The 14,446-nt window shown below is 55.1% G+C and carries 13 protein-coding genes and 3 tRNA genes; 9 read left to right on the forward strand and 7 right to left on the reverse strand.

What is annotated here, in order from left to right; translation table 11 throughout:
* Window positions 1-106: 106 nt before the first annotated feature.
* The 4 genes from ppnN (at window position 107) to xni (ending at window position 5,583) form a co-directional block, all read left to right on the forward strand.
* On the forward strand, window positions 107-1,471 hold the full coding sequence (gene ppnN / locus FOY93_RS17845; RefSeq protein WP_023309027.1) for a nucleotide 5'-monophosphate nucleosidase PpnN: 1,365 nt from the start codon (window positions 107-109) through the stop codon (window positions 1,469-1,471).
* Window positions 1,472-1,986: 515 nt separating this feature from the next.
* Window positions 1,987-3,282 carry an HAAAP family serine/threonine permease gene (locus FOY93_RS17850; RefSeq protein WP_111965430.1) on the forward strand — a complete coding sequence of 432 codons (1,296 nt, stop codon included), beginning with the start codon at window positions 1,987-1,989 and terminating at the stop codon, window positions 3,280-3,282.
* A gap of 65 nt (window positions 3,283-3,347) precedes the next feature.
* Window positions 3,348-4,715 (forward strand): L-serine ammonia-lyase, encoded by a 1,368-nt coding sequence (locus FOY93_RS17855; protein WP_111965429.1) that lies wholly within the window; start codon window positions 3,348-3,350, stop codon window positions 4,713-4,715.
* A gap of 112 nt (window positions 4,716-4,827) precedes the next feature.
* The gene (gene xni / locus FOY93_RS17860; protein WP_143345469.1) at window positions 4,828-5,583 is read left to right on the forward strand and encodes a flap endonuclease Xni; all 756 of its coding nucleotides are present in this window, start codon (window positions 4,828-4,830) and stop codon (window positions 5,581-5,583) included.
* A gap of 61 nt (window positions 5,584-5,644) precedes the next feature.
* On the opposite strand, the gene rlmM is transcribed toward xni, so the two are convergent.
* From rlmM to FOY93_RS17880, 4 genes are all read right to left on the reverse strand, one after another.
* Entirely contained in the window at window positions 5,645-6,745 is a 1,101-nt protein-coding gene (rlmM, locus tag FOY93_RS17865) for a 23S rRNA (cytidine(2498)-2'-O)-methyltransferase RlmM (protein WP_143345470.1), read from the reverse strand.
* Complete coding sequence (locus tag FOY93_RS17870; protein WP_023309031.1) at window positions 6,738-7,133, reverse strand: DUF423 domain-containing protein; 396 nt, start codon at window positions 7,131-7,133, stop codon at window positions 6,738-6,740. The genes rlmM and FOY93_RS17870 overlap by 8 nt, the downstream gene beginning before the upstream one ends.
* Window positions 7,134-7,172: 39 nt before the next feature.
* Window positions 7,173-8,090, reverse strand: a complete 918-nt coding sequence (gene gcvA / locus FOY93_RS17875; protein WP_032643156.1) for a glycine cleavage system transcriptional regulator GcvA — start codon at window positions 8,088-8,090, stop codon at window positions 7,173-7,175.
* Window positions 8,091-8,439: 349 nt separating this feature from the next.
* Window positions 8,440-8,667 (reverse strand): YgdI/YgdR family lipoprotein, encoded by a 228-nt coding sequence (locus tag FOY93_RS17880; RefSeq protein ID WP_008499648.1) that lies wholly within the window; start codon window positions 8,665-8,667, stop codon window positions 8,440-8,442.
* Window positions 8,668-8,859: 192 nt separating this feature from the next.
* Here FOY93_RS17880 and csdA point away from each other — a divergent pair, with 192 nt between their 5' ends.
* Complete coding sequence (gene csdA / locus FOY93_RS17885; protein ID WP_143345471.1) at window positions 8,860-10,065, forward strand: cysteine desulfurase CsdA; 1,206 nt, start codon at window positions 8,860-8,862, stop codon at window positions 10,063-10,065.
* Entirely contained in the window at window positions 10,065-10,511 is a 447-nt protein-coding gene (gene csdE, locus FOY93_RS17890; RefSeq protein ID WP_143345472.1) for a cysteine desulfurase sulfur acceptor subunit CsdE, read from the forward strand. Before csdA ends, csdE begins: the two co-directional genes overlap by 1 nt.
* Here csdE and tcdA read toward each other — a convergent pair.
* Entirely contained in the window at window positions 10,502-11,308 is an 807-nt protein-coding gene (gene tcdA, locus FOY93_RS17895) for a tRNA cyclic N6-threonylcarbamoyladenosine(37) synthase TcdA (RefSeq protein WP_003862764.1), read from the reverse strand. The two genes, csdE and tcdA, sit on opposite strands and share 10 nt — an antisense overlap.
* 75 nt (window positions 11,309-11,383) lie before the next feature.
* Complete coding sequence (gene mltA / locus FOY93_RS17900) at window positions 11,384-12,481, reverse strand: murein transglycosylase A (RefSeq protein ID WP_111965423.1); 1,098 nt, start codon at window positions 12,479-12,481, stop codon at window positions 11,384-11,386.
* 208 nt (window positions 12,482-12,689) lie between these two features.
* Between mltA and FOY93_RS17905 the strand changes: the two genes are divergently transcribed.
* The 3 genes from FOY93_RS17905 to FOY93_RS17915 all read left to right on the forward strand — a co-directional run bounded on the left by FOY93_RS17905 (window position 12,690) and on the right by FOY93_RS17915 (window position 13,009).
* Window positions 12,690-12,766, forward strand: a tRNA-Met gene (locus FOY93_RS17905).
* A 45-nt stretch (window positions 12,767-12,811) separates the two neighbouring features.
* A tRNA-Met gene (locus tag FOY93_RS17910) sits at window positions 12,812-12,888 on the forward strand.
* Between the two features lie 44 nt (window positions 12,889-12,932).
* Window positions 12,933-13,009 (forward strand) — tRNA-Met (locus FOY93_RS17915).
* Between the two features lie 87 nt (window positions 13,010-13,096).
* On the opposite strand, the gene amiC is transcribed toward FOY93_RS17915, so the two are convergent.
* Window positions 13,097-14,350, reverse strand: a complete 1,254-nt coding sequence (gene amiC, locus FOY93_RS17920) for an N-acetylmuramoyl-L-alanine amidase AmiC (RefSeq protein WP_143345473.1) — start codon at window positions 14,348-14,350, stop codon at window positions 13,097-13,099.
* Window positions 14,351-14,446: the final 96 nt, after the last annotated feature.

Here is a 14,446-nt window from a genome sequence, read left to right on the forward strand (position 1 = left end):
TTCACAATATGCGCGGTATCTTCCGCGCTTTAGGTTGTGAAACGTCACGCGCCAGGGCTATTGTAATCAACAGGGAAAGACGATAATCGTCCCGTAAGGAGCTCACTTGATTACACATATTAGCCCGCTTGGCTCAATGGATATGTTGTCGCAGCTGGAAGTGGACATGCTTAAGCGCACGGCCAGCAGCGATCTTTATCAACTGTTTCGTAACTGTTCACTTGCCGTACTGAACTCCGGAAGCCTGACAGATAACAGTAAAGAACTGCTGTCCCGCTTCGAAAGCTTTGATATCAACGTGCTGCGCCGCGAGCGTGGCGTGAAGCTTGAAGTCATCAACCCGCCGGAAGAAGCCTTTGTTGACGGGCGTATCATTCGTTCACTTCAGGCTAACCTGTTTGCCGTGCTGCGTGACATCCTGTTTGTTAACGGGCAGATCCACAACGCAGGTCGTTTCCAGCATCTCGATCTGGAAAGCTCGGTCCATATCACCAACCTGGTGTTCTCCATATTGCGTAACGCCCGTGCCCTGCACGTTGGCGAAGCGCCGAACATGGTTGTCTGCTGGGGCGGCCACTCCATTAACGAAACCGAATACCTTTATGCCCGTCGGGTTGGAACGCAACTCGGCCTGCGTGAGCTGAATATCTGTACCGGCTGCGGTCCGGGTGCGATGGAAGCACCAATGAAAGGAGCGGCGGTTGGGCATGCGCAACAGCGTTATAAAGAGGGACGGTTTATCGGCATGACCGAACCGTCCATCATCGCCGCTGAGCCACCTAACCCGCTGGTTAATGAGCTGATTATCATGCCGGATATTGAGAAGCGTCTTGAAGCGTTTGTCCGTATCGCCCACGGCATTATCATCTTCCCGGGCGGCGTGGGGACAGCGGAAGAGCTGCTCTATCTGCTGGGTATTCTGATGAACCCGGCCAACAAGGATCAGGTTCTGCCGCTGATCCTGACCGGGCCAAAAGAGAGCGCCGACTACTTCCGCGTGCTGGACGAGTTTATCGTGCACACGCTGGGTGAAGCCGCCCGTCGCCACTATCGCATCATCATTGACGATGCCGCGGAAGTGGCGCGCCAGATGAAAAAAGCGATGCCGCTGGTGAAGGAGAACCGTCGCGATACCGGCGATGCGTACAGCTTTAACTGGTCAATCCGTATTGCGCCAGACCTGCAGATCCCGTTCGAGCCAACGCACGAAAATATGGCGAACCTGAAACTCTACCCGGACCAGCCGGTGGAAGTGCTGGCTGCGGATCTGCGTCGCGCCTTCTCCGGTATTGTCGCGGGCAACGTGAAAGAGATGGGCATCCGCGCCATTGAACAATACGGTCCGTACAAGATCCACGGCGACCCGGAGATGATGCGCCGCATGGACGACATGCTGCAGGGCTTTGTCGCCCAGCACCGCATGAAGCTGCCAGGCTCAGCCTATATTCCTTGCTACGAAATCTGCACATAACGCTTAGCGATATCTCATCAAAGCCGGGTCGCCCTGTTGCGCGTCCCGGCTTTTTTTATTCCTGATGTAATTCATACGAATCACTTATGTCTTTAACAAACTATGCCCAAACGCAAACGATTACCTTGTTTTCTCAACCGTAAATTATCAGCCTTAATCTAAATTACCCGTCAGAAAATACTAAAAACCCCTTTCTTTACAGCTAAAGACACCTATATCACGGGCCAGTCTTTCAGCTCACGTGTCGTTGGTGGTAGCCTTCGCGCCCGTAAATTCTCTTTGGTGTTTTTTTAACAGATAAATGGTCTAAAGATGCCCACATCATAAGTGGATTATTGCATTTGGGATCAGGATCACTGATAGATTCATAACTAGAATGTATCTTTCCGCCCGCCAATAGTTACGGGCAAAAATTATTAAAAAACCGTCACTGAACGAATTTCATATTACCGTCAGGCACTTTTTCATCGGATTTGACTAAAAACCTGACAATTCGCTTCCTCCAGGAGATACAGATGGAAACCACTCAAACCAGCACCGTTGCTTCGATTGAATCCCGAAGTGGTTGGCGCAAAACGGATACCATGTGGATGCTTGGCCTTTACGGCACGGCAATCGGCGCTGGTGTACTGTTCCTTCCTATCAACGCAGGCGTCGGCGGTCTGATTCCGCTGATCATTATGGCTATCATTGCTTTCCCGATGACCTTCTTTGCACACCGCGGTTTGACCCGCTTCGTGCTGTCCGGTAAAAACCCGGGCGAAGACATCACTGAAGTGGTTGAAGAGCATTTCGGCGTGGGCGCAGGTAAGCTGATTACCCTGCTCTACTTCTTCGCGATTTACCCTATCCTGCTGGTTTACAGCGTGGCGATTACCAACACCGTTGAAAGCTTCATGCTGCACCAGCTGCACATGACGCCGCCTCCGCGTGCCATCCTGTCTCTGATCCTGATTGTCGGCATGATGACCATCGTGCGCTTCGGTGAGCAGATGATTGTGAAGGCGATGAGCGTGCTGGTGTTCCCGTTTGTGGCTGCACTGATGTTGCTGGCCTGCTACCTGATCCCACAGTGGAACGGTGCAGCGCTGGAAACCCTGTCCCTGAGCAGCGCATCGGCGACCGGTAACGGCCTGCTGATGACCCTCTGGCTGGCGATTCCGGTAATGGTCTTCTCCTTCAACCACTCTCCAATCATCTCTTCCTTCGCCGTTGCGAAACGTGAAGAGTACGGTAACGGCGCAGAGAAGAAGTGCTCCAGCATCCTGGCACGCGCTCACATCATGATGGTTCTGACCGTTATGTTCTTCGTCTTCAGCTGCGTACTGAGCCTTTCCCCGGCGGATCTGGCTGCAGCGAAAGAGCAGAACATCTCTATCCTGTCTTACCTGGCGAACCACTTTAACGCACCGCTGATTGCGTGGATGGCACCGATCATCGCGATTATCGCCATCACCAAATCCTTCCTGGGCCACTACCTCGGCGCACGTGAAGGCTTCAACGGTATGGTGATTAAATCTCTGCGCGGTAAAGGCAAGAGCATTGAAATCAACAAGCTGAACAAAATCACCGCGCTGTTCATGCTGCTCACCACCTGGGCAGTAGCGACCCTGAACCCAAGCATCCTGGGCATGATTGAAACCCTGGGCGGCCCGGTCATCGCGATGATTCTATTCCTGATGCCGATGTACGCGATTCAGAAAGTCCCTGCTATGCGTAAGTACAGCGGTCATGTGAGCAACGTGTTTGTGGTTATCATGGGTCTTATCGCAATCTCTGCGATCTTCTACTCCCTGTACACCATGTTCTGATTACCACCCGCGCCGTTTTCGGACGGCGCACTCCTCCCTCTCTGACTGAAAGCAATGGACGCATCATGATTAGCGTATTCGATATCTTCAAAATCGGTATTGGTCCTTCCAGCTCTCATACCGTCGGACCGATGAAAGCCGGTAAGCAGTTCACGGATGACTTGATTGCACGCGGCATCTTGCACGACATTACGCGCGTGGTTGTAGATGTGTACGGCTCGCTTTCCCTGACCGGGAAAGGCCACCATACCGATATCGCGATTATCATGGGCCTGGCGGGAAACCTGCCGGATACCGTTGATATTGATGCGATCCCTGGTTTCATCCAGGACGTTAATACCCACGGTCGCCTGCTGCTGGCGAACGGCGAGCACGAGGTTGAATTCCCGGTTGACCATTGCATGAATTTCCATGCGGACAACCTGTCGCTGCACGAAAACGGCATGCGCATTACCGCGCTGGCCGGCGAAAAAGCGGTATACAGCCAGACTTATTACTCTATCGGCGGCGGCTTTATCGTCGACGAAGACCACTTTGGTCAAACCAGTACTTCCTCTGTCGAGGTGCCGTATCCGTACAAAACGGCGGCAGACCTCCAGCGCCACTGCCAGGAGACGGGCCTTTCCCTCTCCGGCCTGATGATGAAAAACGAGCTGGCACTTCACAGCAAAGAGGAGCTCGAACAGCACTTCACAAACGTTTGGGAAGTGATGCGCGGCGGTATTGAGCGCGGGATCACCACCGAAGGCGTTCTGCCGGGCAAGCTTCGCGTGCCGCGTCGTGCTGCTGCGCTGCGCCGTATGCTGGTGAGCACCGACAAAACGACAACGGACCCGATGGCCGTGGTGGACTGGATCAACATGTTCGCCCTGGCGGTAAACGAAGAGAACGCCGCAGGAGGCCGCGTGGTCACCGCGCCGACTAACGGCGCCTGCGGTATCGTTCCGGCGGTGCTGGCGTACTACGACAAGTTTATCCGTGAAGTGAACGCGAACTCGCTGGCGCGCTACCTGCTGGTGGCCAGTGCGATTGGTTCTCTGTATAAGATGAACGCGTCTATTTCCGGTGCGGAAGTGGGCTGTCAGGGTGAAGTCGGCGTGGCGTGCTCTATGGCGGCGGCGGGTCTGGCGGAACTCTTGGGCGCAAGCCCGGCGCAGGTGTGCATCGCAGCGGAAATCGGCATGGAACACAACCTGGGGCTGACCTGCGACCCGGTTGCCGGCCAGGTACAGGTTCCGTGCATCGAGCGTAACGCGATTGCCTCCGTGAAGGCGGTTAACGCGGCACGTATGGCGCTGCGCCGCACCAGCGAGCCGCGCGTCTGTCTCGATAAGGTTATCGAAACCATGTACGAAACCGGTAAAGATATGAACGCCAAATACCGCGAAACCTCTCGCGGCGGCCTGGCGATGAAGATCGTAACCTGCGATTAAGCCTCTCAGGAAGCCTCGTTTTGCGAGGCTTCTTCCTGTTTTCCCCACCATTCATAGTTTCACGCTGCTGACAGTGTTACCCTTCACATATGAGATAGAAGGGAGATTATCTGTGGCCGTTCATTTACTTATCGTCGATGCACTAAACCTGATTCGCCGTATCCATGCGGTACAGGGGACGCCTTGTAAAGACACCTGCCTGCACGCGCTGGAACAGCTTATCCGCCACAGCGAGCCCACCCATGCGGTCGCGGTTTTTGATGACGAAGACCGCAACACGGGCTGGCGACACCAGCGTTTGCCCGACTACAAAGCCGGACGCGCACCGATGCCGGACGATCTTCACGCTGAATTGCCCATGCTGCGCGCTGCATTTGAACAGCGGGGCGTCCCCTGCTGGGGCGCACAGGGAAATGAAGCCGACGATCTCGCAGCCACTCTGGCCGTAAAGGTAGCCAGCGCCGGGCATCAGGCCACTATCGTTTCAACTGACAAAGGCTACTGCCAGCTGCTCTCTCCCACTATCCGCATTCGCGACTATTTTCAAAAACGCTGGCTGGACGCGCCATTTATTGCCAGCGAGTTCGGCGTCTCGCCTGGACAACTGCCGGATTACTGGGGGCTGGCAGGCATCAGCAGCTCTAAGGTTCCGGGTGTCGCCGGTATTGGGCCGAAGAGCGCCGCGCAGCTGCTGGCCGATTTTCAGAGTCTGGAAGGGATTTACGCCCGCCTGGATGAGGTGCCGGAAAAGTGGCGCAAGAAGCTGGAGGCGCATAAAGAGATTGCGTTTATCTGCCGGGAAATCGCAACGCTACAGACGGATTTACAGCTCGACGGGAATTTACAGCAGCTGCGTTTAGAACGTTAAAACGACTACACAGTTTTTTCGCCCGGTAAGCGCAGCGCCACCGGGCAAAAAAAAGCACGCACTATCGCTCGTCGCGACGTCCGCCGACCGCAGCCCACCAGCGACGAATATGCACCGTCACCTCTTCACGATCGTGATACAGCTGACGTGCCTGGATCTCCACGTTAATACCGTGTTCGTTCATCTGCTCCTGAATGTACGCCAGGTTCTGCGACACTTCCTCATAGCGCTTTTTCATCGGCAGCTTGAGGTTGAAAATGGTCTCACGACACCAGCCGTTTACCAGCCAGGAGGCCATCAGCGCAGCCACTTTTGCCGGCTTCTCAACCATATCACACACCATCCACGAGATGTTGTTACGGTTCGGGCGATAGCGGAAACCGTCTTCACGCAGCCAGGTAACCTGCCCGGTGTCCATCAGGCTTTGCGCCATTGGGCCGTTATCAACGGACGATACCCACATATTGCGTTTCACCAGCTGATAGGTCCAGCCGCCCGGGCACGCGCCAAGGTCGACGGCGTACATGCCGTTTGCCAGACGCTCATCCCACTCATCCGCCGGGATAAAGACGTGGAACGCCTCTTCCAGCTTGAGCGTGGAACGGCTTGGCGCATCGGCCGGGAAGCGCAAACGCGGGATGCCCATAAAGAAAGGAGAGTTGTTGGTGGTGTACGAATAGCCTGCATAGCAGCAGCCCGGTGCGATAAAGAAAATATGCACTACCGGACGCTTCGGCGTTTCGTAGTTCGTCAGCACGCCCGCATCACGCAGCGCCGCACGCAGCGGCACGGTGAACTTACGGCAGAACTTCATCAGCTCTTTACTTTCGTTGGTATCCGCCACTTCAACGCGCAGATCGCCGCCCTTTTCCACCACGCCCTGCAGCATGCCGACAATTGGCGTGATGCGGTCTTCCGGCGGAAGATCCTTCAGCAGCTCACCCGCAACAATCATCTGGCGAGCAAAGATCAGCGAGCTGAACGGCAGCTCGCGTGCCAGCTTGTCTGCGTCTTCAGGCTGGTAGCACTCGAATACCACATAGCCCGCGTTCTCTTTTACGCGGGCAAAGCCGAAGACTTCGCGCTTCGCCGCTTTATCGGTAATTTCCGCGGCGCACTCTTTCTCAAACCCCGGGCGACAATATAAAACAACCTTATTCATGAACAACGCCCTTGCGTTTCAGACGGATAGCTCCGATAAACATTAATACCCAACCCGCCAGGAAGCTGAAGCCACCGACGGGTGTAACGAACGCCCACAGGCGTAGATGTGAGAGTGCAAGGCAGTACAGGCTACCGCTGAATAACACGGTACCCAGCGCCATAAACACGCTGCTCCAGTAAAACCAGATACTGATACGACGCTGCATCGCCACCGCCAGCCCAAAAATAGCCAGCGTGTGGAATGCCTGATATTCAAGGCCGGTCTGGATCCAGCCCATCTCTACAGCGCCCAAAGACTTGCTTAATACATGTGCGCCAAAGGCGCCCAGTGCAACAAAAATAAAGCCACTCACCGCGGCAAAAATCAGCATGAATCGGCTGGTCATGTTTAAGTCCTGAGTTGATGCGTGCCCGGCACACAAACGTTATTGTTCATACCTGAAGCGGAATTTTTCTTGCTCGGTTGCCGCTTTCGCCAGTATCCACTGCCGGAAGGCGGCTATTTTACCCAGTTCTGCCTGACTGTCATGACAAACCAGATAAAACGCATTCTTGCTGACCAGTACATCATTAAAAGGGCAGACCAGGCGGCCTGCCTCAATTTCAGACTGTGCCATGACGTTGTTCGCCAACGCCACGCCTTGTCCGTGAATGGCAGCCTGTAACACCATCGCACTGTGGCTAAAGATGGGTCCCTGCTGCACGTTTATATGAGTAAGACCTAATTGACGGGTATAAGTTTGCCAGTCGCGGCGAGAGGCATCATGCAAAAGCGTATGCTGCGCCAGATCAGCGGGAGACTTCAGCGCCTTGTCGCCCGTTAACAGCAGGGGAGAACAGACCGGCAGGAGATATTCTGCGTATAATTTCTCAACACGCAAGCCCGGCCAGTTACCGCGACCATAAAAAATGGCGACATCCACGTCATCGGCCAGCTTGTCCTCCTGACGATCTACCGCCTGGATTCGAACGTCGATCCCCGGATAAGCTGAGTTAAAGCTTGAGAGTCTGGGCACCAGCCATTGAATCGCAAAACTGGGCAATAAACTGACAGTCAGGGCACCTTTTGCACTGCGAGCCTGCAGCTTACGCGTGGCTTCCGTAAGCTGGGAAAAAATCTCTTTAATATCCTGAAAATAGCTCTGCCCCTCTTCGGTCAACAGCAACGAACGGTTGCGTCGACGAAACAGCTTAAGGCCCAGAAAATCCTCCAGAGACTTGATTTGGTGACTTACTGCGGCCTGTGTCACAAAAAGCTCATCTGCTGCGCGGGTAAAGCTCAGGTGACGTGCTGCTGCATCAAAAACACGTAATGCATTAAGAGGTGGCAATCGCTTTGACATGGTTATCTGGCTTAGATGTTAACGGATTTTAACAAACAGGAAACAACGTTTAACCTATTAGTTTTTTTTATCTGAGCCATTATAATTTGTCCGTTGAGGAACTACCAGCAAATACCTATAGTGGCGGCACTTCCTGAGCCGGAACGAAGAGCTTTTTTCGGAATGCGTGTTCTGAAGGGCTTTTGGCTTACGGTTGTGATGTTGTGTTGTTGTGTTTGCAATTGGTCTGCGATTCAGACCACGGTAGCAACGCTACCAATTTTTCACTTCCTGTACATTTACCCTGTCTGTCCATAGTGATTAATGTAGCACCGCCAATTTGCGGTGCTTTTTTTTCGCTTGCGATCTGTTAATGCTCGATCTCTTTCATCTCTTTCACGTCCGTGCGGTTGATCTGCTGCTTGTTCCCGTTAGCATCTTTGTACGAAATCATCCCGGTATCATTATCGGTAGTCGGTTTCCCTTCCGAAACGATAGAACGACCATCGTTGGTGTGCATCACGTAGTTATTACCAGAACAGGCGCTCAGGGCAAAAGTAAACGCACAGGCAGAAATGATTGCAGCTGTCTTATTCATGATTATTCTCCTTTAGCAATTAATGCTATTCAAACCTCGATTTATAACAGGCTAAAACATCCGCCTAACACTATTTAGCATAACCTGCTTTTTTGAGGTCATCAGGATAAGCAGACAATTCTGATAGATATCAACCTCCTTGCCCTGCAGCTGAAATTGCGCGACGATCGCTATATTGAAATGAGGAATCCCATGAACGCTTTCAGCCCTGCGCAGTTCCGCGCACAGTTTCCGGCGCTGGCCGATGCCGGTATTTATCTGGATAGCGCCGCCACCGCCCTTAAGCCCCAGGCGGTGATTGAGGCCACTCAGCAGTTCTACAGCCTGAGCGCCGGGAACGTGCATCGCAGCCAGTTTGCCGAAGCGCAGCGGTTAACCGCGCGCTATGAAGCGGCACGCGATCAGGTCGCCCGCCTGATCAATGCCGAAAGCGGGAAAAACATCGTCTGGACGCGCTGCACGACCGAGGCCATCAACATGGTGGCCCAGTGCTTCGCGCGCCCGCTGCTTCAGCCGGGCGATGAGATCGTCGTCAGCGAGGCGGAACATCACGCCAACCTGGTGCCGTGGCTGATGGTGGCCGAGCAGACGGGCGCACGCGTGGTGAAGCTTCCGCTGGGTGCAGACCTTCTGCCCAATGTGGCTCGCCTCCCCGAGCTGATTACCTCCCGCAGTCGCATTCTGGCGCTCGGACAGATGTCGAACGTCACGGGAGGTTGCCCGGATCTGGCTCAGGCCATTCGCATAGCCCATGCCTGCGGGATGGTGGTGATGGTTGACGGCGCTCAGGGCGTGGTGCACTTCCCCGCCGACGTGCAGGCGCTGGATATCGATTTCTATGCCTTCTCAGGACATAAACTTTATGGGCCAACCGGTATTGGGGCGTTGTACGGCAAGCCAGAACTGCTGGCAAAAATGACGCCGTGGCTTGGTGGCGGCAAAATGATTACCGAAGTGTCGTTCGAGGGCTTCAAAACGCAGGACATCCCCTATCGTCTGGAAGCCGGTACGCCGAACGTGGCGGGGGTGATTGGCTTAAGCGCGGCGCTGGAGTGGCTGGCTGAAATCGACATTGTTCAGGCTGAAAGCTGGAGCCGGGGGCTGGCGACGCTGGCAGAGGAAGAACTCAAAAAGCGCCCGGGCTTCCGCTCGTTCCGCGTTCAGGACTCAAGCCTGCTCGCCTTTGATTTTGCGGGCGTACATCACAGCGACATGGTGACGCTGCTGGCCGGGTATGGCATTGCCCTGCGTGCCGGACAGCACTGCGCCCAGCCGCTGCTGGCGGCGCTTGGCGTTAACGGTACGCTGCGCGCCTCGTTTGCGCCGTATAATACCCAAAGCGATGTCGACGCGCTGGTTGCCGCCGTTGACCGTGCCCTTGAAATACTGGTGGATTAATGACTAGCGCTGCTTTAGCCGGACATCCGTTTGGCACCGTCATCACAGAAGAGACCTTGAAACAGACCTTCGCCCCGCTCCAGCAGTGGGAAGATAAATATCGACAGCTGATCCTGCTGGGTAAACAGCTCCCTGCCCTTTCAGACGATCTCAAAGCGCAGGCGAAAGAGATCGCAGGCTGTGAAAACCGCGTCTGGCTTGGCGTGAGCGTCTCCGGCGAAAAGCTGCACTTCTTCGGCGACAGCGAAGGCCGGATTGTCCGGGGCCTGCTGGCCGTATTGTTGACCGCTGTTGAAGGAAAAAGCGCGGCGGAACTGCTGGCCCATTCGCCGCTGGCGTTATTTGATGAGCTTGGGCTGCGCGCGCAGCTCAGCGCCTCGCGCGGTCAGGGGCTGATCGCGCTAAGCGAAGCCGTGCAGGACGTCGCACGCCAGGCTCAGGCCTGACGCTCCGCTTTCGCCATCATCTTCTTCAGGGCGTGTGACACCGCCACAAAGCCAAAGGAAGCGGTCACCATCGTGGCCGCGCCAAAGCCTGAGGCGCAATCCATTCTCTTTGGTCCTTCCGCCGTGCTTTTCATCGCGCACACGGAGCCGTCCGCCTGCGGGTAAACCAGCGCTTCGGTCGAGAACACGCAGTCAACGCCCAGCTTGCCTTTGCTGTTCTTCACCACGTTAAAGTCGCTCTTCAGGCGCTCACGCAGCTTAGCCGCCAGCGGATCCTGAATGGTTTTCGCCAGATCGGCTACCTGGATCTGCGTAGGGTCGATTTGCCCGCCCGCGCCGCCCGTCGTCACCAGGGGAACCTTGTAACGACGACAGTAGGCGATCAGCGCCGCTTTTGGCCGCACGCTGTCGATGGCGTCAATCACATAGCTGTAGCCTTTGCTCATATACTCCGCGACGTTATCTGCCGTCACAAAGTCGTCGATCACCGTGACCTGACATTCCGGGTTGATCAGGCGGATACGCTCCGCCATGACCTCAGACTTCGCCAGACCAACGTTATCGCGCAGGGCGTGGATTTGACGGTTGGTGTTGGTGACGCAAACGTCATCCATGTCTATCAGCGTGATTGCGCCAATACCGGTTCTCGCCAGCGCTTCTGCCGCCCACGACCCCACACCACCAATGCCCACGACGCAGACATGCGCATCCGCAAACAGCTGCAGGGCTTTTTCACCATATAAACGTGCCGTCCCGCCAAAACGCTGGCGCCAGGCGTCGCTGATTACCACAGACATAAAACCTCAGATGTAAAAAGGGTGAGGTTATCCTCACCCTGAACAGTAATCCGTATTGCGCTCAGAATACCACAATCAGCCGCTGAATACGTTTCCGGCACCTGGTGCCGCCTTCAGTACCCACACGCGTCCGTAGTGATTATACCAGCCCGCGCGATGACCTGCGTCAGGGCCAATACCCTGATAGATGTCGAAGTGCTGGCCTTTAATCGCCCCGCCGACGTCCAGCGCCACCATCAGACGCAGCTCATACTGGCCGTTGAACTTGCCGTTGTTGTCCAGCAGCGGGACCTCAGCAAGCAGCGTGGTGCCTGCAGGAATAATCGAACGATCGGATGCTACCGACGCGCGGCCAATCAGCGGAACTGCGCTCGCCCCTTTCACCGGCGCGAAGTTTTGCGGTTTAAAGAAGACGAACGACGGGTTCTGCTCAAGCAGCTCGCGCACCTCGGCCTCGCTGTGCTTCTCGCCCCACTCGCGGATCGCCTGCATCGACATATCTTCTTTCTTCACTTCGCCGCGGTCGATCAGCACCTTGCCGATACTGCGATAGGCGTGGCCGTTTTTACCGGAATAGCTGAAGAAGTTAAGTGGCGAACCGTCGCCAAAATCAATGTAGCCGCTGCCCTGAACGTCCATGATGAAGTTATCCATCAGGGAGTTGCTGTAGGCCAGGACGTAGTTTTCGCTCAGCGCACCGGCGTAGATCTCGGCGCGCGACGGGAGGCGACCGCGTTTTGGCGGCATACGGTAGATAGGATACTGGAACTCGCCCTGACGCGAGTGTCGTGCCTGGATAACTGGCGTGTAATAGCCGGTAAACTGGACGTTGCCGTAGTTATCGGCCCCTTCCATCTGCCAGGCGTCGATACCAAACTGGCGCATATTGCGCGTATCGCCGCCTGCTTTCAGCCAGTCCTGGACCGCGTTATATACGCTACTCTGGGCGCCATACAGACGCGGCGACGCGTTGCGGATCTGGTAGACCTGCTCGGAGAAATCACCGGCATTAATCGGTGCGCCGACAGCATCAGGCTGATTAACTAAAGAGAAAGGCTGGGATAACTTCCCGTCTTTATACTGTTGACCGCGATCGGTCGGTTTGGAAGAACAGGCCGCAAGAATCGCTACCATTGCGCCCGTCATCAGATACTTCGCCCAACGTCCTTTCATTATATCTCGTTTTTAAGTTGCCCATTTCCGCGTGATGAAGATAACAAACCGCCAGGGCTAATGAAATGCGATCGCATGCCCTTTGGCAAATTTTGCGCAAAAAATAGTCCAAACAACGCCATGTCGTTCAATTTGCATACAAAATCATGATAAATGTGAAAAAGGGGTTGCATCATAAGTCTATCCGAGTATAGTGCGCATCCACGGACGCGGGGTGGAGCAGCCTGGTAGCTCGTCGGGCTCATAACCCGAAGGTCGTCGGTTCAAATCCGGCCCCCGCAACCAATTAAAATTTGATGAAGTATCTTCTACGACCAGTAGAAAGACGGACGCGGGGTGGAGCAGCCTGGTAGCTCGTCGGGCTCATAACCCGAAGGTCGTCGGTTCAAATCCGGCCCCCGCAACCAATCAAATTTGAAGAAGTAAGCTTCTACAAGAGTAGAAAGACGGACGCGGGGTGGAGCAGCCTGGTAGCTCGTCGGGCTCATAACCCGAAGGTCGTCGGTTCAAATCCGGCCCCCGCAACCAACACTTCTAAAACAATAAACACCCTGAAGGGTGTTTTTTTGTATCTGTCGTTTGTGAATTTGCCGGGCGTGTACCCGGCTGAAAGCGTTATCCGCGCCGCGCCAGCGTCGCCCCGTCAGAGAAATACGCACGAATCCCTGCCAGAATCGACTCCGCAACCTCCTGCTGGAATTTTGCCGTCTTGAGCTTACGCTCCTCTTCCACGTTACTGATAAACGCGGTTTCAACCAGGATGGACGGAATATCCGGCGCCTTGAGTACCGCAAATCCGGCCTGTTCAACGCTGTTCTTATGCAGCTTATTGATGTTCCCCAGCTTGCCCAGCACCGCTTTACCAAACTTCAGGCTGTCGTTAATGGTCAGCGACTGCACCATATCGAACATGGTGTGGTCGACGTAGCGATCGCCGCTTTTGCTCACGCCACCAATCAGGTCAGAGGCGTTCTGGGTGTTCGCAAGGTATCTCGCGGCGGTACTGGTCGCGCCTTTGGTTGAGAGCGCGAACACGGACGAACCGCTTGGCTGGCGGCTGGTAAACGCATCCGCATGGATCGACACGAACAAATCTGCGCGCTGCTTCTGTGCTTTCGCCACCCGGACCTTCAGCGGAATAAAGATATCTTCATTGCGCGTCATATAGGCGCGCATATTGCCTTCTTTATCAATCAACGCCTTCAGGCGACGGGCAATTTGCAGCACCACGTCTTTTTCACGCGTACGGTATTTTCCCACCGCGCCGGAGTCTTCGCCGCCGTGGCCAGGATCGAGCATGATCACAATCGGACGATCGCGCCCTGCTTTCCCCGGCTGCGGACCACTTTGCGCGGGCGGCACCTGACGCTGAAGATCGCCTTTGTTGTAATCCTCCAGCAGGGCGAGAAGCGGATCCTGAATATCCGTCGCATTGGCCGGGTAGAGATCCATGACCAGTCGCTCTTTAAACGTCGCGACGGGCGCCAGGGCGAACAGCTGCGGCTTCACGTTCTGCTTAAGCTCAAACACCATGCGCACGGTTTGCGGGTCAAACTGCCCGACGCGCGCCGATTTAATAAACGGATCGTCGCCGCGGATCTGCGCCGCCATCCCTTTCAGCACGGAGTTGAGGTTAACGCCTTCGAGATCCACCACCACGCGTTCCGGGTTGCTGAGGGCAAATTGCTTATATTTCAGCACGCGATTGGATTCGACCGTCACGCGCGTATAGGTCGACGATGGCCAGACGCGCACCGCTACCACCTGACTGGTTGCGGCAAGACCGACCTGACTGACGCTAAGCAACCACATTGCCCCGGCCCCTTTTAACAAACGGCGGCGGCTTATTGCTGAATTGGATCCCGACATGCTTCTCCCGAGCAAGAACACTGACTGATATACAAAATGTCCAGATTGACCGAAAACTTTAACGAATGACGCATAAACTGTCATCTATAAAAGGGT

It is taken from the genome of Enterobacter sp. 18A13 (assembly GCF_007035975.1).
GTDB lineage: Bacteria > Pseudomonadota > Gammaproteobacteria > Enterobacterales > Enterobacteriaceae > Enterobacter > Enterobacter vonholyi.

Excerpts from the sequence above, each read along its gene's own strand:
- FOY93_RS17850 (WP_111965430.1), top strand. The coding sequence starts at position 1,987 with ATGGAAACCACTCAAACCAGCACCGTTGCTTCGATTGAATCCCGAAGT.
- FOY93_RS17855 (WP_111965429.1), top strand. The coding sequence starts at position 3,348 with ATGATTAGCGTATTCGATATCTTCAAAATCGGTATTGGTCCTTCCAGC.
- rlmM (WP_143345470.1), bottom strand. The coding sequence starts at position 6,745 with ATGAATAAGGTTGTTTTATATTGTCGCCCGGGGTTTGAGAAAGAGTGC.
- FOY93_RS17870 (WP_023309031.1), bottom strand. The coding sequence starts at position 7,133 with ATGACCAGCCGATTCATGCTGATTTTTGCCGCGGTGAGTGGCTTTATT.
- gcvA (WP_032643156.1), bottom strand. The coding sequence starts at position 8,090 with ATGTCAAAGCGATTGCCACCTCTTAATGCATTACGTGTTTTTGATGCA.
- FOY93_RS17880 (WP_008499648.1), bottom strand. The coding sequence starts at position 8,667 with ATGAATAAGACAGCTGCAATCATTTCTGCCTGTGCGTTTACTTTTGCC.
- csdA (WP_143345471.1), top strand. The coding sequence starts at position 8,860 with ATGAACGCTTTCAGCCCTGCGCAGTTCCGCGCACAGTTTCCGGCGCTG.
- csdE (WP_143345472.1), top strand. The coding sequence starts at position 10,065 with ATGACTAGCGCTGCTTTAGCCGGACATCCGTTTGGCACCGTCATCACA.
- tcdA (WP_003862764.1), bottom strand. The coding sequence starts at position 11,308 with ATGTCTGTGGTAATCAGCGACGCCTGGCGCCAGCGTTTTGGCGGGACG.
- mltA (WP_111965423.1), bottom strand. The coding sequence starts at position 12,481 with ATGAAAGGACGTTGGGCGAAGTATCTGATGACGGGCGCAATGGTAGCG.
- amiC (WP_143345473.1), bottom strand. The coding sequence starts at position 14,350 with ATGTCGGGATCCAATTCAGCAATAAGCCGCCGCCGTTTGTTAAAAGGG.